The following is a 19,860-nucleotide window of genomic DNA, read 5'->3' as shown; positions in this document are numbered from 1 at the left end:
TCGCACGCATGGCTGTGAACTTCGAGTCAGGCGGCCTCACGATCGAGACGACCGATGGACGATCGGTCAACTACCCAGGCGTGCCGCTCAGGTCCTACGGTCACATCACCCGAGCGGCCTTCCTCGTACACGAGTCGCGGATGGACATCACTGCCGCGGGCTCCGTGATCTCCGTCAACGTTGGGACGACACTCACGCCGACGCCGCTCGTAGTGGTATACCTCGACCAGAACCATTGGGTCGGCTTCGCACGATGGCGCAACGACCCCACGAGCATCGACGCACAGTCGGCACGCTTCTTCGACGCCCTCGCGACCGCAGTCGGCACGGGAGCTGCCGTGACACCGCTGTCGGCCGCCCACCTCACCGAGACCGCCCGCCGTGGTGGACGGAGCCGGGTCGACCTCGCGTCGACCATGCTGACGTACTCAAGCGGGTGGCAACTGCGGGATGCAGAGGCCTTGCGTCGGGGTGAACTCCGAGCGATGTTCGGCGGTGAGCCCCTCGAACGAACTGACGTCGTGGGACTCGACCCCAGCATCTCGCTCGACCGCGTCAAGATGCCGCAAGCGCCATTCGGCTTCCCTCCAGAACTGGCGGGCCTCATCGGCCGGCTCGCGTGGGCGACAGCTCAGGTCGCGGTGCTGACGGACGTCAAAGCGCAGCCCCCGGGTACGGAGTTTGCTCAGGCGTGGGCCCAGTCATTGTCGGCGCTCGCCCAACACGTGCGAAGGACGCCCATTGCGCGAAGGCATCTGCGCGAGCTCACCAAGGTGCGGTTCCTGTCCGACCTCGGCGACGACCTTCCGGCGGCGGCTATCGAAGCAGGCCAGACACCAGAACAGTTCGACCACTGGTACAACGAAGGCGCTGAAGCGACGATCGCGGCTGCACCTGGGCTCTCACGGCTTCGGGAACTTGTGCATCTGCGAGTGTCGAACGCCGACGACAAGTGGGAGGCCAACGATCTCAACGACATGGTGTACCTGTCGTACGCCGCGGCCTACTGCGACATCGTCGTGGGAGAGAAGAAGACCATCAGTTACCTGCATCGCGCTGGCGCCAAGGTCCCGAAAGGTGCGGCGCTCTACCGTCGCCCTGGCGACGCGCACGAGGAACTCGTGAGCCTCGCAAGCGGGTCAGCGGCCCCACCGCCATGACGAGTTTGCAGGCTTTTCGTTACACGTCTGCGGTGTTCACTCCGCCGATGCCGGGGTTGCAATCAGGATCGGATGCTCGCGGTACATGATGAGCGTGAGCTCCACCTTGCCCGAACCGAAGACCTCCTCGGCGTTGTGCTCGTCGACGCCCAGCTCCGCGTAGGTGAACTCCTCGAGGACGAGATCCATGAGGCGGTCCACGGTGGCACTGGTTTCGAGCGCTCCACGGAGGCGCTCCGCGTGATCACCTGCGGCGGACTTCGCGCCGTACTCGTTCACCCCGACGGGCTCCGCAGAGGTGCCGTCGAACAGGATGCTCACCGAGCCGGACCAGTCCTCGAGGTCTGGTTCAGGTACCAACGCGATGTAGACGTTCGCCCGATCCCTGTACATGTTTCCGTCACGCAGCGTGATGTCCGCCTTGTAGTTGACGCCGCCGATCTCTACGGGATCAGCGCTTCGGTCAAGGCCGAACCGTAGGTAGGTGATCCGTGTCTTTGCCACGCGCGCGTACGCGAGTCGCCCGGAGGGCCGGCTGATCAGCGGGTACATCCGAAGCTTGTCGAGGGTGACCGTCGCTCCCGTGTCGCTGAGAGTCCACTCGTCCAGGCGCGACCGACGGTCCGCCATGAGCGTGCTGTAACCCGCGTACTCCAGCCATTCGACCCGCGCAGGCACCACCTCGTGTGCCACTCGGAGCTGCGCGCCTCGCGGCTGCGTCGAGGCCGCACGCTCACGCGCCTCCCGCACAACCTGCTCGCCGTCGCGAAGGCGGTCGAACGCGGCATCGAGCTCGTCGGCGATCCCTTCCGCCTTCTCGATGATCGGAGCGAGGTCGCCGATCAGTTTCTCGAGGAAGCCAGGTTCGATGCGGACCGAGACGTGCTCCCACTCCTTGAGAGTGGCGAGGAAGTCCGAACCCGCGAGGTTCGCACGCGGCACAACGGTGGTCTCGCGGCTGCGTCGTGCGTACGACGTGAAGTTCTGCGATCCCACGGTGACACGGCTGCGATCGACGACGAGGACCTTGGCATGGAGCCGGTCGAGTGATCGCAGGTCCACACCCCACCGCGCCAGGTCGAGCGCGGCACGCAACTGCGGCCCGTACTCGCGGTTGCCAGAGCGGGGGCTCAGGTCGGTCACCACGGTGATCTGACTTGGCGGGATCGCGGCCTCTTGAAGCAGTCTCACGAGGAAGTGGTCGAAGTACGGCGTGTAGACCGCGATCGACTGCTTGGCACTGCGCACGCGCGCGCCCCATAGGGAAGCGACACTCGAGGCGAGGAAGCTGTCCGCCGGCATGCGCGGCATCGCGTTCACCTCTCCTACGTGGCCGTTCGTGTGCTACCCGGTCACCCTCGACAGTAGTGAACTACCGGCGACTCCCGCTGGGCGGGGTTGCGCGGTCAGCACAGCCCGCCTTCGCCCGGAGACCGCGGCACCGTGACGTGCGCCTGGGGCTCGATCCACATCAGGCCACCGTTGCCATCGGCCTTGACGATCTCGCGCAAGAGCGACTCGGCCGTGCCGGCGAGCCAGTCACGCAGGTCCTGCTCCTTGAGCTTCGCCACGATGTCGCCGAGGTCGCTGTCGCGCTCGAAGCAGAGGTTCACCGGAACGGACACGAGGACCGGGTAACGGACGGTGGACATGAGACGCCTCCAGATCTGTTCAGGAATGGAGGCCCGACGGTACGGGCACCCACTGACAGTGCCTCGAGGGTGGCGGGCAGGCACGGGGCATGACCCGGCGTCCGCTGGAACCCTGGCGAGAGGCACAACGCCGACACGGCGGGCGATGTGGTGCAGCGTGCGGACTACCGGTCCGGCAGAGGCAAAACCAATGGCTCCCGAGAGCTCCGCGCCTTTCGGTACTCGCCGGCGCTGCCGCAAACTACACCGATCGACATGAGAGGAGCGTCAACGAGCGGCTCCTCGTCGAAGCTGAGCGACTCATTTGTCATGACGCTGATGCGCGAGTAGGCCACCTCGCCGAGGCGGTCGATGCGCGCGTCGATCTCCGCATCACTAAGGTCACCCCAGCGGTCGGAGGCCTGCTCGTCCTCAACGAAGCGCGCCCACTCAAGACAAGTGCCGCTCATCGCCACGCCGTTCGTCGAACCCGTCATGATGGAAGGGATGGCCCAGGCCGTGAACACTTGTGCGGCTCCAACACCAAGAGCGACGCAGAGTGCTGCGATCGAGATGACGATGCTCACCCAGTCGCGCCCGGTGCTACGTCTCGGCCCTGGCACCTGCGAGTCCATTCGACCGCCCCCTTCGAAACGCTCTACTCCCACGATGCCCAGGGATGCGCCAGGAGACCCGCAGATCGCGCGGGCGTGTCGGTACACCGGCCGCCCATTCGATGCACTGCGCATCCGCACGCACGTGTTCAAGGGCAGCCACAAATTACCTCCCAAGTCGTCGCACCCCGACCGCGCATCCGACCCGCTGCCGTGCCAGGTGAGACCAAGGCCACAGCGCCGCGCCTGCGGGAGCCGGTAGCGTGCGCGAAGGGGGAACACCGCTGAGGGGACATCGCATGAACATCCGCACCATCGCCGCTGGCACCGTCGTCGCACTCGTGAGCGTCGGAGTGCTCGCCGGCTGCAGCAGCGACGGGGGCGACGAAGCGTCGCCCGCGGCCAGCGACACCGCGACAGCCGCGACAGCCGCGCCGGTCGAGTCCGCGACTTCGGAGACCTCCGAGCCGGTGGAGAGCCCGAGTCCTGCGGAGTCTGAGACGACCGAGGCACCGGTGTCGGAGATCCAGGCAGCGGTGCAGGATGTCGTGACGGCTCTCGATGAGCTCGGCATCAAGCACAGCGAGCCCGTGCGCACCGAGGTGGGCCTGTCGGGAGCCAAGGCGAACTTCGACATCACGATCAACGGCTACGACGCCGGCATCCTTGTCTTCCCTGACGCCGACACTCTCGCCGAGTGGCAGGACCTCAGCGACCAGTTCGGCGGCATCCACGTGGCCTGGGGCAACAACGCGCTTTCGCTGAACTCCAGCGACGGCATCGCGAACTCGGCCGAGATCGCCCCGCAGATCGCCGACGAGCTCGGCGGCGAGGCGCGCGGCGTCTGAGCGACTTCCACCGGATCGCGCCCGACTCCTCGCCGCGTGGCGGGGTGGCGTCCGTGCGCACCTCGCTGCCACCAGCTCGCTCGCTCCGAAGCTCTGCCGTTGCAGAAGCGAAACCGTGCGCGTACGTTCCGAAGTAGCAGCACGCGCCGTGCTCGGCGGCGCGTGACGCTGAAAACCCGCTCGTCGCCGGTGCCGCACGCACCGACGCACGCAAGCGGGCTCTCCCGCGTCCCCGGCGGGCACCTCGATCACATCAACCGCCCAGGGGGGCTGCGAACAATCATGAACAGGACAACACTCGCCGCCGCTGTCGCTGCGATCGTGATCGCGCTCGGCGGCGCGACCTCCGCGCAAGCGGACAACACCTACAAAGTCGACCGCGCCGAGTACGCAGCGGTCCACCTGGGTGACTCACTCGCCTCCGTGCAGAAGAAGTTCGACGCCAAGGGAACGAGCCAACTCGTCACCCTCGAGGATGGGAAGACCTACCAGCAACGCATGTGGCACGCGACGACGACGAAGAACGGCGTTGTTGTGCTCAACTTCAGCAAGGCCAACGGCGTCTGGCGAGCTGCCGACAAGTACGCCGAATGGGCGACGTCCCCGTGGCAGCCCGCGAACAAGATGACCAAGACCGAGTTCCGCACCATCACCCGGGGCATGACTCTCACCCGGGTGCGGGGCATCGCCGACACCAGCGGTCGCATCACCCACGAGTGGACGGACTCGCACGAGAGAGGCATGCGCGTCGACTGGCCCGTGCCCAACGCAAAGGAGGGCGTCGCCCAGGTGTTCTTCAAGTGGAAGGAAGGAGCCTTTCGCGTCACCGGCAAGGCGGCGAACTGGATCGGCGCTGGCGGCGCGACCGACTACTGATCTCCGGCGGGTCGAGGCCGCGGTCACGTAGACGTGTACGTGCCGCATGCCGCATCACAACCCATGCACGCCCCTCGGCTCACCCGATGTCGCTGAGCTGGAGTCTCTTGGTCGCGGTCGGTTCGCCACCGCACGGATCGCCTGCGGCACGGTCTCGACCGGTTCAGATCTCCAGGTACCGCGCTGGGCTCGGACCATGTCCCCGTCGCGGACGATCCACGCCACGATGGACCCACTCTCGCGCTCGATGACCGCTGTCGCTCCCGCTCGAGCCGCCGCGTAGTAGACGAGTTGCTCTGCCGTCACAGCGGCATCTTCTCGACGAGGGCTGACACCGACGCCGTGGTCAGTCTCGACGATCGTTCGCTCCGCTCACCCTCGGCGAGCGTCGAAGCCGTTGTTGACTCATTGATGTGCCATTGGAGATACAACTTGTCGACTCATCTAAGAGGCATATTCGACTCATTGGAGTATCACTTCTCTTACCAGGTGGTAAAATGGAGGTGTTGACCGGAGGTGTGCCCGATGCACGCCGTCCCTCTCGCGAGGCGGTTGACTCCCCATTTCAAGCCCGGTCCGCTGATGCGGCCGGGTTTTTTGCATGTCTGGAGGATGTTCATGTCGATCTCTCAGGACGAGCTGTTCACGATCGCCGCCCGGTGGCTCGCGACCGCCCGCACCGAGCTCAGACGGCTGGGCCACGACGCTCGCGTCATGGTTCGCGCCACGCGTGAGCAATGGAAGACGAGCCCGCAGTTCCGCGCACATGTCATCCGTGAGGTCCTCGAGGGTCTCATCGCCGCGCTGCTGCGCGGTCCCCGTGCAGCCGTGCTGTGGCTCATCACGGCTCTCGCACGCCTGGTGGAGCTCGCCGCCTCGACGCTCGATGAGGGCCCCGAGCTCGGCCCCACCTTCTGATCCCCAACCCCGTAAACCTCGCCCCCGTCGCCGCCCAGGCACGGGGGCTTTCTCATGCCCAAGTGAAGGAGCACGATCATGAGCAAGGAAACGCTCGCCACCCTCAACACCCAGACCTTGATCGGTCACACCGACGCGCGGGGGACGGCCTGGCACTACCGGGCTGATCTCCAAGGGGCCGAGTCGAACCACTACCCGGGTGCGATCCCCGTCGCCGACGTCGCGCGCCGGCTGTTCGACTGGGATGCCCAGTCCCGTCCGATCGCGCTGGAACGGCCAGCCGACATCGCGACCATGACGCATCTGGACGCTGACGGACATCCCGTCCGCTGGGTCACCGTTGATGGCCTGCAGGCCATCGTCCGCTCCGACCGCACCGACGGCCACGTCATGGGGATCTTCACCGACGCGTACGAGCCCCACCCCTACCGACGGTGGCTGCTCGAGACCGTCGCGAGCATCCTTGATGACGACCTGTCGATCAGCTCGGCAGGGCTTCTCAGGGACGGCGCGGTCGCGTGGGTCGAGGTGTCGGTCCCGGACTCGATCACGACGCCCGAAGGAGTCAAGTTCCTCCCCAACCTGCTGGCGACGACGACGTTCGACGGATCGCTCGCGACGACCTACAAGCGAACGGTGACCGACACGGTCTGCGACAACACGCGGGCCGTCGCCCTCGGTGAGGACAGCCCCACCTTCCGGGTGCGCCACTCCCGCCACTCGGGGCTGAAGCTCGCGACCGCCCGCGATGCGCTGGCGCTCGTCTACAGCACCGCTGACGCGTTCCAAGAGCAGGTGGCGCACCTGTGCGCCACCCCCGTCTCCGAAGCCGCCTACGGGCGCTTCCTGGACGCCTGGGTGCCGCGCATCGACAGCAAGGGCACGCCGCTTGCTGGCAGGGCGCTCACGCTGGCGACCACCAAGCGCGACACCCTCGCCCAGCTGTGGGCGACCGACCTGCGGGTGACCCCGTGGCGCGGCACCGCCCACGGCGTCCTCCAGGCCGTCAACACCTACGAGCACCACGCTCGACCCGTCCGCGGCGCATCCCGCGCCGAGCGCAACCAGCTGCGCACCGTCACCGGCGACTTCGACACCGTCGACCACGCCGCCTACGCGACGCTCACCCGAGTGCTCGCCACCGCCTGACAGCTCCCAGATCCGGCCCCGTCGCTCCTTCTCCACGGAAGGCGCGGCGGGGCTTCTCGCATGCCCAGAAAGGAACACCCTCATGTCCACCACCCAGCACACCGCCAGCACGACGCTGCGCGAGAGCACGATCTGCTCACTCGGCTACTGCCCCGAGGACAGCCTCGTCATCACCCCCACCCACCGAGCCGGGCCGATCGCCCGCATCGACCTCGAACCCCTCCTCGCCGAACCCCACCACGAGGTGCTCGTTCGCGCCGCCGCTGCGTTCGCCGACGCCGACGCCTACGACGTGACGGTGTCGTACTGGACCGAGCGCGACGCCAGCGAACTCACCGAGGTCGACCACGCCCTCACCGACGCCCTACTGGCCACGCACATCGGCCGCACCACCACGGTGCTCATCGACGAGACACCCTCCGGCATCCGTCAGAGCGATCTCGCCGTCATCACGCCCGCGCATGCCGCCTTCCAGGCACGCGCACAGCGAGCCTTCGAAAGCGCTACCCCGGATCTGGCGGACTACCTGCGTGCGTTGGAGCGCGCTCGCACGGGTCGCTACCTCCCCGCCGGCATGATCGGCGCAGCCGCAGCCTGCCTGACGAACGTGCACCTGCGTGACGCCGTCATCGTCCACCTGACCGGACTGACGCTCAAGCCCGCAGAGACCGGCGGCCCCACCGAGGAACAGGCGGGGCGCGCGTTGGGGCTGATCATCGACCCCGTCACGGGCGAGCGGCCCGGCACCCGGGTCGACGCCCACGAGGCGCTGCTGAGCCAGATCGTCGCCGCCCTGCCCGTGGAGACGCACGCCCCGGCGCGGACGCTGCTGACCCTCATCAGCTGGTGGCGAGGCGAGACCTCCAGGGCGATCCGCCACCTCGACTTCGCCCTCGAGTCCGACGACGGCTACCGGCTCGCCCACCTGCTCGGCTACACGTTCGACCACGCCATCCAGCCCGGCTGGGCCACCCGCATCCGCTGAACCCCACCGGCGTCGGCCAGGCACCTTCCGCTTGGCCGACGCCACCAACACGACAGGACTCACCATGCGTACGCCACGACACCCCCGAGCCCCGCGACGCCGCGGCATCACCTTCGCCGACTACTACAGCGTCTACGCCGCCCGCCAGATCTGGACTCCGCAGTCCACCCGCGCGATCGACCTCACCGCCCGCACCTTCCCCCACCGGCACACTGCGCTGACGGCGATCACGCACGCCGACATCGAGACCTGGGTGCGGACCATGCACGACGAGGGCCTCGCCCCCGCCACCATCCGCACCCGCGTCTCCAACGTCCGTGCTGTGCTCTACTCGGCCGTGCGCGACGGCCTCATCCCCGCCAACCCCGCCGTCGGGGTGCGCCTGCCTCGGGCGACTACCCGAGCCACCACCACGGCCATGCCCACGGCTACCCAGGTCGACCGCCTCGTGCGTAGCAGCCCGCCGCCGTACGACCGCCTGTTCGCGCTGTGCGCCTACGCCGGACTCAGGTTGGGAGAAGCCCGCGCCCTCACCTGGGACGACGTAGACCTCGACGCCGGACGGCTCGCGGTACGCCGCCAGATCCAACTCACTCCCGGCGGCGGGTCGCAGGTTGTCGCCCCCAAGTACGACTCCTACCGCACCATCCCGATCGCACCTGAGCTGGCTGCGGTGCTCGCACCCGTGTCACGAAAAGGCCCTGGTTTCGTTGCAGGCACCTTGGACGATCATCCCCTCCATCCGGGCAGCATCAACCGCGTCTGGACCCACCAGCGAACCGGGTGCGATCTCGCAGACGGGCTACGCGTGCACGACCTGCGTCACTGGTACGCATCCCGGCTGATCGCAGACGGCTGTGACATCCTCACGGTGCAACGACGGCTCGGCCACGCAAGAGCCAGCACGACGCTCGACACCTACGCTCACGCGCTCGACGGCGCTGCTTGATCGCTCACGGCCCGGTCTCGCCCTCGGCGAGACCGGGCCAGGCAGGCTTTTCGTGCGTCGGGGCCAAGTGCGCCGTTCTCGCTCGACCTCACACGATGACCCTGCGCGCGCGCTGTCCGACGTCGGCCATGCGCCAGGCAGGCGAGACGGCCTTGATCCAAGCACCAAAGCCGAGGGACAGCGGTCAGATCGTGGCCGGCAGGCTGTCGACGTCGAGCTCCAGCGGCGGTAGGCCAAGCTCGTCACGCCGCCGTGCAAGGAAGCCCACGAGCACGCTCCGCCCGTACAGGCGCAGCACTTCCCGCGCCTCCGCGGCGAGTGCCGGATCGGAAAGGAAGTCCGCAAGCGAGTCACCGGTCGCGGCGATGCGCTCGCGACGCTCCTTCTCGGCATCCACACGCGCTTGCTCCCGCCGCTTGGCGTCAGCGGACGCCGCAGCCACCTCGTCAGGGGTCCGCAGGACGACCGGAGTTCCGGTGACGTTCAGGACGAAGATCTGCATGCCCTTGCCCGACACGGAGTCGAGGTCGTACCGCAGGCCCACCACGCCAGTCGCGCCGACCGCGGTGGCTCGGGCCTCAACCTCGGCTGTCGCAGTTGCATGCATGCGCGCCAGCGCGGCCTCGTACGTCTTCGACCGCCCGCCGAACGCATCGGAGAAGCCCGCGATGGCGTCGCTGACGAAGTCCGTGCCTTCGACGATGTGGACGGCGATCGGTCGCATGTACTCGACGATCACGGAACCTTCGACGTTGGCGGTGGTGGTGATGATCACATCCACCAGGATGGCCGGGCTGCTGCACGGCGAGACCAAGGCGCGCCGTGTCGAGTTCTGGAAGAACTCGTCGCACGACGTGTTCGCGATGTCGAGCGCGCTCCCTGGGCCTGCGCGCGCTTCGGCGAGCGTCGCGTGGCGAAAAGCGCGACGCACTACAGTCCCCATCTATGGACGCGGACGAGGCCTACCGCCGCTACAAGCGCGCGATGGACATCGACGACGACGCGCAGGACGACGCACTCCAAGCCCTGGCTCAGGCGCTCGGCGCTGACGGGTGGGAGGTGCTGGACTCGTTCGACAGACGCTGGACGGCCGAGCTTCAGGCAGACATCGACACGCGCACTCTGAACGCTGCGCGTTGGACCATTGCGGCGCGCGACGGACACCTTGAACTCGCCCGCAACTTGCCCGTGCCGGAACTTCTCGCCTTTCGGCCGAGTCCCGAGCAGCCGATCGGTGGCGACCTCGATGTGTTGCTACGGGCAGCTTCGACGAAGGTGGACTGGCGTGGCACCGAAGAACCCGCACCCGCGCGGTTGGAGTGGTGGTCGGCACACCAACCACTCACCGAAGTTGCCCGCGCCTTCATGGGGTGCGCGTTGACCGGCGAGCCCTTCTTCGAACTCGATGGCGAGGGCTATACGCGCTCGCACCCGACGTGCCGCTACATCGACGCGCTCAAGCCCGCAGTCGCTATCGCGAACAGACACCTCGGTGGCCGTGTCGAGTGGTCGAAGAGCGCACCCAGAAGGATCGCGCGAGATCCGCTGCGCCTTCCTCAGATCGTCAAGCGTCACGCGGAGTTCGCTTGGTATCTCGCCCAGGCCTCGATGCCTGTGGACAAGCTCCCCAGCCAAAGCGACGACTTCGAGGCGCTCGGCGCGTGGACCGCGCACGCTTGGACGTCGTTGAGCGCAAGCCAGATACACGAAGGCCTGCGCGATACGGGCGAGAGAGCCTTCGCAGGCAAGCCTGCCGACCTGGTACTCACCGAAGTAGTTGCGCCCGCCATGCGCGCCCTCACCCAACCCCTTCGGGTCCGCGCAGGCATGGGACCAGCCACGCCCACCGGCGCTGCACGTGCGCTCGCGGAGGCGGTCACCGCGGCCGACTTCCTCGGGATTGACCGGGAACCGATCCGCACTCTCGTAGACCCCGACCTACCCGACGCTGAGTTCGTACGGCTACGAGCCGACTGGGTACGTTCCTGGGCACACACAGCCGACAACCTTGGACAGCGAGCGCTGGCTCTCGCCGCACAACCGTTTTTCGATCGATACAGCAAGAACGCCCGCAAAGACGGCACCGTACCCCTCGTCAAGCTCGTTCCAAAGACCTCCGAAACGCTGGCAGCCCTGCTGTTCGAGACCGGCTCCACTGAGCTCCATCGCTACGTCGGTGGCAACGCCGCCGCAACGGCCCACGCTCACGCCGTCCCGCCTGCGCCGCCGCCAACTTTCGCGGTGCCCGCGACGCCGCACACCTCTCTTGAAGAGCACTTCGCGGCCCTTGAGGCATATGGCGCGTGGGCCGGCGAGAGGCTGGCCGCGCTGTGCGACCGACCCATCGACCAAGGGGACACGGGATCGCTGCTGACTCACCTCCACTTCATGCGAAGCGGCTTCTGGACCGAGAGAAAGTGGCGCGCTGCGGCGCTCCCAGACTGGCTCAGGGCACGGATCGACCAACTGTGGCCGACCACAACCCGCACGGGCGCAGAGTCCAACGACACGCAGTTCCCGTTGCTGACGCGAGCGACCATCTGCTACTTCCAGCAGTACGTCGCGACGCCGTGGTTCACAGTCAATGGTCCGTACGCGCACCCACCGCTGTCTGACCTGCCCAAGTACGTCGAAGACTTCGCCGTCCGCCAGGCAGAGCGCGGCGTCACACTTCCGCGCGGACTCGCAGACCTCACCGCCGCAGCGGTGGATCTGCTCAAGATCCGCGACGACTACTGGGATGAAGCGCATCGCGCGAAGCGCTCAACCTCAGGAGGCGCGGAAAGGGAGCTGCGTTACCTGGCAACTCGCGACGCGCTCACCGCCGCCTTCCCCCAGCGCGCATCTGCGAAGGTGTCGAGTCGCGAACTTCCCACCACCCCATCCGGCTTGCTCGAAGATGCGATGCGTATCGCAGGGCACGTCGGCCGAGATTGGCTGAGCGCTCACGCGCGCGCCGCCGCGGAGGCCGAGTGGCGCTACGACGCGTTCGAGGCGATCGAACGCTACGCGGAGGTGCGCCGCCGCTACGAGTCGGGCCTGACGCCTTCGCAGGCGAAGACAGCGCTGCGACACTACGCGGCACGTTGGGCGACCAACGACATCGCCCTTGCAGGAGAGCAACTGGGACTCGACATGAGAGCGCAGAACGCTCGCAAGCCGCGAGCGTAGTCGCAGCCACCACGTCACCCGCGCGCACGACTCGACTCCGCACCCGGTCGACCTTGCATGACCCGCAACGCGCCCTGTGCCTTCGCCTTCGCGGACCTCGGGAGGTGGACATGAAAGTGGACATGTTTGAATCACCTCTACGCGTGGCTCACCATCGATGCCCACCAATCAACATCCCAGGTACATCAAGCAAGGCCAGGTACAGGTCAGGTCCGTGGAGTTCGAGCTCTACTACGACTGCTAGGCCGTAGCGCTCATCGCGAAGGCCCGTCTCCCCGTCGAGGGGAGGCGGGCCTTCCGCTTTGCCAGGGACGATGCGCGGGCTCGGGGCGGCGCCCGGCGTCACCGTGTGCGGGCGCGCCTCACACCTGAGATGCCCCACCACGACGCGAATCTCCCGCAGACCCGCGCGTGTAGGCGGGACCTACGTGGCGTCGGCACTATGGCTGCGACGTTGCCGCCTCGTAGGTCAGGGTGATGCCAGCAGTATCCAGCGCGACGCGGAGGTCATGGACGAGGGGGTGCACCTCTTCGCTAGGTACGACCACGCGAAGTTCGCCCCGGCGGCGCACCACCGGACCGATGTGGATCACGCGCATGGGAGAGTTCTCGCCCCGGCGCTCGACCCACAGCGGGACTTCATCGCCGCGCGCTGCGGAAATCGAACTCCACGGCCACGGAGACGTCGCGCCCGCAACGGAGACATCCACTGCGCCGGCGACGACGCGAAGCACAGGGACGCGTCGTGCCGCCTGGAGGAGCCTGACCGTCATCACCATGAGCACGAGGACCCCGGCTACCAAGAGCGGAACGCCGACGATCACCGCCGACGTTGGCGCGGCCATCCGGGAGGATGCACTCGAAAGCAAATCGCGGAATGCGACCGCCGCCCCGCCCACCAGCACCAGGAGGGTACCGATCACCATCAACTGGGGCGACCCGGAACGCAGCTCACGGCGCAAGCATCCCGACCGATATCTGATCTCGTGCACTGCTCGCGCTCCTCCAATGCCACTGATCCTCGTGCGAGCCTATCGGGTGCGACTCACCTCACCCGAGCGCGTCGATCACCTGCTCCGCCATCGTCAGCACGCGGTTGTCGTCGGCCTCGGGAGTGAAGCCCAGGCGGGCGATCACCAGCCCCTCGGACGGCACCACGATCACCTTCTGGCCGTCGTGGCCCGACGCGGAGTACGCGTCCGCGGGCAGCTCCGGGTCCACCACCGAACGGTCGGGCCGGGTGTTCGCCCACCAGCCGGAGGCGTAGCCGTCGGAACCGGGTTCGACGTCGGTGTCGACGGGCACGGTCGACTCCGCGACCCAGCCCTCGGGCAGCAGCCGCTCGCCGTCCCACACGCCGTCCTGGAGCACGAACTGCCCGACGGTCGCCCAGTCGCGCGGCGTCGCCCACATGTACGACGAGCACACGGGTGTCCCGGCCGCATCCACCTCCATGACGGCGCTCGACAGGCCCAGCGGCGCGAACACCTGCGCGCGCGGCGCGTCCGCTCCCCCGCGACCCTCCGTCACCACGTCGCACAGCAGCGTGGTCGACCCGCTCGAGTACTGCAGGTAGGACCCGGGCTGGTGCGCGAGCTCCTGCGACGCGACGTACGCGCCCATGTCGCCCTCGCCGTAGAGCATCTGGGTGATGGGCGTGCCGAGATCGTACGTCTCGTCCCATGCGAGGCCCGACGTCATCTGCATGAGCTGACGCACCGTGATGTCGGCGCGGCCGTCGGTCCACGTCTCCACCAGGTGGTCGTCGTCGAGCGACACCTCCCCCTCCTGCACCAGGCGCCCCACCAGCAGGTTGGTCACGCTCTTGGTCATCGACCACCCGAGCTGCGGCGTCTCGGGCCCGAAGCCGTCGGCGTAGCGCTCGGCCACCAGCTCGCCGTCCTTCAGCACCACCACGCCGCGGGTGCCGAGCGCGTCGCGCTCCTCCTCACCCAGGTCGTCGCCGAAGCCGTACGCCAGCGCCTCCGTGACCGCCGCATCGTCTCCCGGGGTGAGCGGGAGGTCGGTGTAGAGGTTCGCGTCCACGGCCGTCGGCGCGGGGAGGCCCTCGGGCCGCTCGTGCGCGAGGGTGCAGCCGTACCCGGGTGTCGCCCAAGCCCGCTGCTTCGCGAGCACCCCGAGGATGGTGGTGGACGCCTCGCCGTCCGCGACCGAGGTGCGCAGGACGGGCACCAGGGGGTTCGCGGGGAGGTCGGCCGCCGCATCGTCCCGGCCGGCGACCTCGGCGACGGCGCACGCGTTGTGCGCGGCGTAGCCCGTGCCGGTGAGGAGCATGGGCCGCTCGTACCAGTAGGCGGCGGTGACGCCGACGGCGACGGTGGCCGCGGCGGCGAGGACGATGGTGCGGGCGCGGGGCATGGGACCTGCTTCACGTTCGGGCGGCGCGCAGACCTCGCGGTCCCACCACGCCGTGGGGACGGGCGACGCGGCTGGCGCCGGTCGAGCCGGACCAGGGTACGGCACCCGTGGAGGCTCCCCCGACCATCGCGGAGGGACGATGCGGTGGTCACCGGCTGTCGGCGGGCTGCGGCAGGATTGTCCGGTGCCTCAGACGTGGACCGGTCGCCCCGGGTGGACCCTCACGCTCGAGGCGGGACGGCTGACGCTGCGCGACGGCGAGCGGGTCGACACGTTCGCCGGGACGGACACCGCGCGGCTACGCGTGGGCTGGTGGTGGTTCCGGCGCTGTCTGGTGATCGACGGCCCCGCTCACGGGGCTCGGAGGCGGCTGCCCGGGCTGAACCGGCGCGACGGTGAGGCGATCCGCACGACTCTCGCGCGCATCGTCGCCCGTGCGAAGGTGCGCGACGCGCTCGCCCTCGCGGCCGCGCGGGAGCCGGTGTTCGCACGGCTCCTCGAGACCCGCGTGCGCACGCAGCGATGGATCGCGTACGACGACGTCAGCGCCGTCCTCGCCGGGCTCCCCCGGCGCGACGCCCTGCTCGCGACCCTCACCATTGCGGAACGCGACGCGCTGCCTGCCACCCTGTCCGAGTCCGAGGCCCGCGCGCTCGCGTTCCTGGGCGAGGACCATCGCGGGCACGTGGCCGCTGCGAACGCGGAGATCGCGCGGCGGGAGCTGGCGGCCGGCAAGCAGTTCTTCGCGACGGTCGAGAAGTCGCCCCTGACCAAGGAGCAGGCGCGGGCGGTGGTGACGCTCGACAATCGGGTGCGCGTGGTCGCGGCGGCCGGCTCGGGCAAGACGTCGGTCATGGTGGCGCGCGCGGCGTACGCGATCCGCCGGGGGTTCGTGGACCCCGACCGCGTGCTCATGCTCGCCTTCAACGCGGACGCCGCGGCCGAGCTGCGCGAGCGGCTCGAGGCGCGGTTGGGAGCGTTGGGGCTGCCGCACGAGGGCGTGGAGGCGGCGACGTTCCACTCGTTCGGACTGTCGGTGATCGGCGAGGCGGCTGGGCGCAAGCCGCGCATCGCGCCGTTCGTCGAGGGCGGTCGGGACGTCGACAAGGTCCGCGAGCTGATCGCGCGGGCCGGCGGGGCGGAGATCGAGGGCGTCGCCCGCAAGGAGCTCGCGCCGCTGGTGCGGAGCTTCATGTCGCACGTGAAGGCCAACGGGCTCACGCGAGAGGAGGTCGCGCGGCGGGCGTCGCTCACGCCTGGGCTCGACGTGGCCCGGACGCGCGCGTTCCTCGACCTGTACTGGCAGGTCCACGACCTGTGGCAGGAGGACCTGCGCGCGGCACGCGCCGTCGACTTCGACGACATGCTGACCATGGCCGCCGAGCACCTGGAGCGCGATCCAGGCCTCGCGCGGTGGGACCTCGTCATGGTCGACGAGTTCCAGGACACCAGCCGCGCCCGCGCCCGCCTGGTCCGCGCGCTGCTGCGTCCGCGCGGCACGTACCTGCTCGCCGTCGGCGACGACTGGCAGGCCATCAACCGCTTCGCCGGCGCCGACCTGAGCGTGATGACGGACTTCGACGCCGTCTTCGGACCCGCCCTCACCCGGCGCCTGGAGACGACCTTCAGGTCGCCTCAGGAGATCGCCGACGCGGCGGGCCGGTTCGTGTCGCGCAATCACGCGCAGATCGCGAAGACGGTGCGGGCCGCGCGGGGAGCCTCCGGCACGCCCGTCACCGTGGTGCGGGTGCCACGCAAGGGCGACCTCACGGCCGCGATCGCGGCGCACCTCGCGGGGCTCGCGGATGACGGCGACGCGACCGTGGATGTCCTGGGCCGATACAGCTTCGACGAGAAGCTCCTGCCCTCACGGCGTCCGTCGGGCCTGACCGTGAATTTCCGCACCGTGCACCGCTCGAAGGGCCTCGAGGCGGACCACGTCATCCTCCCGAACGTCACCACCGGCCGCTACGGGTTCCCCGGCAGCATCCAGGAGGATCCGTTGCTGGCGCTCGCGATGCCGGGTGCGGATCCGTTCGAGCACGCCGAGGAGCGGCGCCTCTTCTATGTGGCGCTCACGCGTGCCCGCCGGTCGGTCACCGTGTTCACGGTGGCGGGCCGCGAGTCGCCCTTCGTCGAGGAGCTGCTCGAGGATCCTGGAGTCGTGGTGCGGGAGGTGGATCCACGCGCCGTCGCGGAGGTGGCGGGCGAGTCCCCGTCTATCCCGACGCAAAGTGCCCGCTCCGAAGCCGGAACGGGCACTCTGCGTCGGGGTTGACCGCCCGATCGGCGGACGATGCGTCAGGCGCGCGCGTCCACCGTCTCGCCCTGGTCGTCGGTCGCCGCAGTCACGGCGGGCTCGACGGGCGCACCGTGCGCACCGCCCACGCCCGGGCGGGCGTTCACCAGGATCGCGGCGGTGATCGCGGCGAGGACCACGGCACCCACGGAGACCCACATCGCGGTCGAGAACCCGTGCACCGTGGCCTCCGCCATGGCCGCAGGAGTGTCCGCCCCGTTCGAGGTGATCCAGTTGGTGGTGGCGGTCGCGGCGACGGTGTTGAGCAGCGCGATGCCGATCGAGCCGCCCACCTGCTGGGTGGTGTTGAGCGTCGCGGAGACCACGCCGGCGTCCGTGCCACGCACGCCGCCGGTCGCGGTCGCCATCGACGGCATGAAGGTCATGCCCATGCCGAGGCCTAGGAACAGCAGGCCGGGCAGCACGTGCAGCCAGTAGCCGGAGTCCACCTGCATCTGGGTGAGGAACGCCAGCGCCAGCGCCGCGAGGGTCAGGCCGGGCACCATGAGGCGGCGGGGGCCCACCCGCGGCAGCAGCCGTGCGGAGATCACCACGGAGCCGGTCATCATGCCGGCCACCATGGGCAGGAATGCGATGCCGGTCTTCATGGGCGAGTAGCCCTGGATCCCCTGCAGGTAGTACGTGAGGAACAGGAACACGCCGAACATGCCGACCTGGCTCAGACCCACCGCGGCGAGCGCACCCACGCGGTTGCGCTCGCGCAGCAGGTGCAGCGGGAGCAGGGCGTGCGGGGTCCGACGCTCCACGAGGACGAACACGGCGAGCAGCGCGACACCGATCGCGAGCATCGACAGCACGAGGGTCGAGGTCCAGCCGTCCTGCTCGGCCTCGCTGAGGCCGTAGACGATCGCCAGCAGACCCGCGGTCGCGAGGATCGCGCCGGGGATGTCGAGCCGGGCGTGCGCGGCGCGGATGCCTCGGTCGTGCAGGAACATCGAGGCGCCGATCACGGCGACCACCGCGATGGGCACGTTGACCATCATGGTCCAGCGCCAGTCGAGGTACTGGGTGAGCGCGCCGCCGAGGATCAGCCCGATCGCCGCGCCTCCGCCGGCGATCGCGCCGTAGATGCCGAGCGCGCGGGCCCGCTCCCGCGCCTCCGTGAAGGTGACGTTGAGCATCGACAGCGCCGCCGGGGCGAGGGCCGCCGCGAACACGCCCTGGAGGGCGCGGGCGGAGATGAGCATCTCGAAGTTCTGCGAGACGCCGCCTAGCGCGGAGGCGGCCGCGAAGCCGACCAGGCCGATGATGAGCATGCGCTTGCGGCCCACGACGTCGCCGAGGCGCCCACCCAGCAGCAGGAGGCCGCCGAAGGCGAGCGTGTAGGCGGTGATGATCCACTGGCGGTCGGCGTCGGAGATCCCGAGGTCGGCCTGCGCGGTGGGCATCGCGATGTTGACGATGGTCATGTCGAGCACGACCATCAGCTGTGCCAGGCCGATCGCGGCCAGGCCCCACCAGCGGCGGGGATCGGGTGTGGTGTCCATGGGTGCCTTTCGTGAGCGCGCGCCGGGGGCGCGGCAGGTCCGGGGAGGGCGGCTTCGCCAGGAGGGGGTCCTCCCCCGCGGCTTGGATGAGCGAGGGGGACGATGCGGGGGCTGGGGAACTTCCTAGCCGCCCGGTAAGTTACAAGGGAGACGCTATGCTGGAACTGACCGGCCGTCAAGTTGATTCCCGAGATTCGCGACAGACGCGCCAGAGAGGAAGCGATGTCGGAGACCGCCACCCGCCGCCGAGGGGACACGCGCGAGCGCATCCAGGACGTCGCACTCGACCGCTTCACCGCCAACGGCTACGACCAGACCTCGCTGCGAGAGATCGCCGAGGACCTGGGCGTCACCAAGGCCGCGCTGTACTACCACTTCAAGTCGAAGGAGGAGATCCTCGAGTCGCTGCTCGCGGAGGCGTCCTCCGCGATCGACGCGCTGGTCGAGTGGATGCGCGCCGAGCCCTCGACGCGCGAGCGCCGGCTCGAGATGATCCGCCGCCTCGGAGACATCACGCACGGCGTCCCCGGCGACGTGATGCGTTGCGTCCAGCAGAACGAGGTCGCCCTCCAGAACCTCGCCTCCACCAGCCTCATCCACGACATCAAGGTGCGGCTGTGGGAGTCGGCGATGCCAGACGAGGCCTCGATCGAGGACCGCCTGCGCATCCGCATGGCGATCATGACCGTGCTGATCGCGAACAAGCCCGGGAGCGATCTGGGAGGCACCGCCGCCGAGCGCGAGGCGGCCGCGCAGTCGATCGCCGCGGACCTGGTGCCCTAGGTCAACCCGGAGGCCGCAGCGCGCAGCTCGGCGAAGGCCTCGGCGGTGCGGTCGCGCAGCTCGCCCGGCCCCTCCCCCTCGACAGGACCCACCCACCGCTGGAACCCCCTGCCGAAGGCGAGCACGCCCATCTCCGCGGCGAGCCGAGCCTGTGGTTCGGGAACCGCCCTGGCGACCAATGCATCGTTCATCGCGGCGGCCATCCCGACCGCCTTCATGGCGCTGCGGTCGCGGAGCTCCTCGTTCGCATCGATGGCAGCCTCCATCAGGGGGCTGAGCTCGCGGTTGAACTCCGTCAGCGAGGACGATGCGCGGTCCAGGCCCGCGCCGACCGCGTCGAGGGGCGTCGCATCGGCAGGGGCCGCGGCGATGCCCTCCGCGAGCAGGCGGCTCAGCGCCTCCTGACCGGCGGTGAGGATGTCGCGCTTGTCGGCGAAATGGCGGTGGAAGGTGCTCCGGGTGAGACCGGCGCGTTCCGCGATCTGGGCCACCGTGGTCGCGTCATAGCCCTGCTCCGCGAACAGCGTGAGCGCCTCTACGACGAGGCGCTGGCGGGCGTCGGGCTTCCATCGGGCCATGCTGGCATCCTA

The 19,860-nt window shown here is 69.0% G+C and carries 18 protein-coding genes; 10 read left to right on the top strand and 8 right to left on the bottom strand.

Annotated features, from left to right (window positions below):
- Window positions 1-8: 8 nt before the first annotated feature.
- Window positions 9-1,160: a hypothetical protein gene (locus AOM01_RS04955; RefSeq protein ID WP_062289800.1), complete on the top strand. Its 1,152-nt coding sequence runs from the start codon at window positions 9-11 to the stop codon at window positions 1,158-1,160.
- A 36-nt stretch (window positions 1,161-1,196) separates the two neighbouring features.
- Here the strand turns inward: AOM01_RS04955 and AOM01_RS04950 are convergent, their stop codons facing one another.
- The 3 genes from AOM01_RS04950 to AOM01_RS04940 form a co-directional block, all read right to left on the bottom strand.
- On the bottom strand, window positions 1,197-2,408 hold the full coding sequence (locus tag AOM01_RS04950; protein WP_169746515.1) for a phospholipase D family protein: 1,212 nt from the start codon (window positions 2,406-2,408) through the stop codon (window positions 1,197-1,199).
- A gap of 158 nt (window positions 2,409-2,566) precedes the next feature.
- Window positions 2,567-2,812: a hypothetical protein gene (locus tag AOM01_RS04945; protein ID WP_062289795.1), complete on the bottom strand. Its 246-nt coding sequence runs from the start codon at window positions 2,810-2,812 to the stop codon at window positions 2,567-2,569.
- Window positions 2,813-2,976: 164 nt separating this feature from the next.
- Window positions 2,977-3,378, bottom strand: a complete 402-nt coding sequence (locus AOM01_RS04940; protein WP_156155831.1) for a hypothetical protein — start codon at window positions 3,376-3,378, stop codon at window positions 2,977-2,979.
- A 326-nt stretch (window positions 3,379-3,704) separates the two neighbouring features.
- On the opposite strand from AOM01_RS04940, the gene AOM01_RS04935 reads away from it, so the two are divergent.
- The 6 genes from AOM01_RS04935 to AOM01_RS04910 all read left to right on the top strand — a co-directional run bounded on the left by AOM01_RS04935 (window position 3,705) and on the right by AOM01_RS04910 (window position 9,130).
- Window positions 3,705-4,253, top strand: coding sequence for a hypothetical protein (locus AOM01_RS04935; protein ID WP_062289789.1), 549 nt, complete (start codon window positions 3,705-3,707; stop codon window positions 4,251-4,253).
- Window positions 4,254-4,415: 162 nt separating this feature from the next.
- Entirely contained in the window at window positions 4,416-5,129 is a 714-nt protein-coding gene (locus AOM01_RS04930) for a hypothetical protein (RefSeq protein WP_156155830.1), read from the top strand.
- Between the two features lie 618 nt (window positions 5,130-5,747).
- Window positions 5,748-6,047 (top strand): hypothetical protein, encoded by a 300-nt coding sequence (locus tag AOM01_RS04925; protein WP_156155829.1) that lies wholly within the window; start codon window positions 5,748-5,750, stop codon window positions 6,045-6,047.
- 78 nt (window positions 6,048-6,125) lie between these two features.
- Window positions 6,126-7,196 carry a DUF932 domain-containing protein gene (locus AOM01_RS04920; RefSeq protein ID WP_062289780.1) on the top strand — a complete coding sequence of 357 codons (1,071 nt, stop codon included), beginning with the start codon at window positions 6,126-6,128 and terminating at the stop codon, window positions 7,194-7,196.
- A gap of 82 nt (window positions 7,197-7,278) precedes the next feature.
- Window positions 7,279-8,181: a DUF4192 family protein gene (locus tag AOM01_RS04915; protein WP_062289777.1), complete on the top strand. Its 903-nt coding sequence runs from the start codon at window positions 7,279-7,281 to the stop codon at window positions 8,179-8,181.
- 31 nt (window positions 8,182-8,212) lie between these two features.
- Window positions 8,213-9,130, top strand: a complete 918-nt coding sequence (locus AOM01_RS04910) for a tyrosine-type recombinase/integrase (protein ID WP_156155828.1) — start codon at window positions 8,213-8,215, stop codon at window positions 9,128-9,130.
- Between the two features lie 184 nt (window positions 9,131-9,314).
- Here AOM01_RS04910 and AOM01_RS04905 read toward each other — a convergent pair whose 3' ends face one another.
- Window positions 9,315-10,061, bottom strand: coding sequence for a YbjQ family protein (locus AOM01_RS04905; RefSeq protein ID WP_062289770.1), 747 nt, complete (start codon window positions 10,059-10,061; stop codon window positions 9,315-9,317).
- 14 nt (window positions 10,062-10,075) lie between these two features.
- On the opposite strand from AOM01_RS04905, the gene AOM01_RS04900 reads away from it, so the two are divergent.
- Window positions 10,076-12,301 (top strand): hypothetical protein, encoded by a 2,226-nt coding sequence (locus AOM01_RS04900; protein WP_062289767.1) that lies wholly within the window; start codon window positions 10,076-10,078, stop codon window positions 12,299-12,301.
- Window positions 12,302-12,741: 440 nt separating this feature from the next.
- Here AOM01_RS04900 and AOM01_RS04895 read toward each other — a convergent pair whose 3' ends face one another.
- Both AOM01_RS04895 and AOM01_RS04890 read right to left on the bottom strand, forming a co-directional pair.
- Window positions 12,742-13,293 (bottom strand): hypothetical protein, encoded by a 552-nt coding sequence (locus AOM01_RS04895; protein ID WP_062289764.1) that lies wholly within the window; start codon window positions 13,291-13,293, stop codon window positions 12,742-12,744.
- 58 nt (window positions 13,294-13,351) lie between these two features.
- Window positions 13,352-14,680, bottom strand: coding sequence for a serine hydrolase domain-containing protein (locus tag AOM01_RS04890; RefSeq protein ID WP_062289761.1), 1,329 nt, complete (start codon window positions 14,678-14,680; stop codon window positions 13,352-13,354).
- Window positions 14,681-14,864: 184 nt separating this feature from the next.
- On the opposite strand from AOM01_RS04890, the gene AOM01_RS04885 reads away from it, so the two are divergent.
- Entirely contained in the window at window positions 14,865-16,958 is a 2,094-nt protein-coding gene (locus AOM01_RS04885) for a UvrD-helicase domain-containing protein (RefSeq protein ID WP_062289747.1), read from the top strand.
- A 23-nt stretch (window positions 16,959-16,981) separates the two neighbouring features.
- On the opposite strand, the gene AOM01_RS04880 is transcribed toward AOM01_RS04885, so the two are convergent.
- Window positions 16,982-18,487, bottom strand: coding sequence for an MFS transporter (locus AOM01_RS04880; RefSeq protein WP_062289744.1), 1,506 nt, complete (start codon window positions 18,485-18,487; stop codon window positions 16,982-16,984).
- 222 nt (window positions 18,488-18,709) lie between these two features.
- Here AOM01_RS04880 and AOM01_RS04875 point away from each other — a divergent pair, with 222 nt between their 5' ends.
- Entirely contained in the window at window positions 18,710-19,270 is a 561-nt protein-coding gene (locus AOM01_RS04875; RefSeq protein WP_062289741.1) for a TetR/AcrR family transcriptional regulator, read from the top strand.
- Here the strand turns inward: AOM01_RS04875 and AOM01_RS04870 are convergent.
- On the bottom strand, window positions 19,267-19,848 hold the full coding sequence (locus AOM01_RS04870) for a TetR/AcrR family transcriptional regulator (protein WP_062289738.1): 582 nt from the start codon (window positions 19,846-19,848) through the stop codon (window positions 19,267-19,269). The two genes, AOM01_RS04875 and AOM01_RS04870, sit on opposite strands and share 4 nt — an antisense overlap.
- Window positions 19,849-19,860 lie beyond the last annotated feature (12 nt).

The sequence above is a fragment of the Demequina phytophila genome (assembly GCF_000971135.1).
Taxonomy (GTDB): Bacteria; Actinomycetota; Actinomycetes; order Actinomycetales; family Demequinaceae; genus Demequina; species Demequina phytophila.
This window is presented reverse-complemented; position numbering and strand designations above follow the sequence as displayed.

What these genes read in the sequence shown, in the direction of transcription:
- AOM01_RS04955 (WP_062289800.1), top strand. Translation starts at nt 9, where the DNA reads ATGGCTGTGAACTTCGAGTCAGGCGGCCTCACGATCGAGACGACCGAT.
- AOM01_RS04935 (WP_062289789.1), top strand. Translation starts at nt 3,705, where the DNA reads ATGAACATCCGCACCATCGCCGCTGGCACCGTCGTCGCACTCGTGAGC.
- AOM01_RS04900 (WP_062289767.1), top strand. Translation starts at nt 10,076, where the DNA reads ATGGACGCGGACGAGGCCTACCGCCGCTACAAGCGCGCGATGGACATC.
- AOM01_RS04920 (WP_062289780.1), top strand. Translation starts at nt 6,126, where the DNA reads ATGAGCAAGGAAACGCTCGCCACCCTCAACACCCAGACCTTGATCGGT.
- AOM01_RS04915 (WP_062289777.1), top strand. Translation starts at nt 7,279, where the DNA reads ATGTCCACCACCCAGCACACCGCCAGCACGACGCTGCGCGAGAGCACG.
- AOM01_RS04890 (WP_062289761.1), bottom strand. Translation starts at nt 14,680, where the DNA reads ATGCCCCGCGCCCGCACCATCGTCCTCGCCGCCGCGGCCACCGTCGCC.
- AOM01_RS04880 (WP_062289744.1), bottom strand. Translation starts at nt 18,487, where the DNA reads ATGGACACCACACCCGATCCCCGCCGCTGGTGGGGCCTGGCCGCGATC.
- AOM01_RS04945 (WP_062289795.1), bottom strand. Translation starts at nt 2,812, where the DNA reads ATGTCCACCGTCCGTTACCCGGTCCTCGTGTCCGTTCCGGTGAACCTC.
- AOM01_RS04870 (WP_062289738.1), bottom strand. Translation starts at nt 19,848, where the DNA reads ATGGCCCGATGGAAGCCCGACGCCCGCCAGCGCCTCGTCGTAGAGGCG.
- AOM01_RS04875 (WP_062289741.1), top strand. Translation starts at nt 18,710, where the DNA reads ATGTCGGAGACCGCCACCCGCCGCCGAGGGGACACGCGCGAGCGCATC.
- AOM01_RS04925 (WP_156155829.1), top strand. Translation starts at nt 5,748, where the DNA reads ATGTCGATCTCTCAGGACGAGCTGTTCACGATCGCCGCCCGGTGGCTC.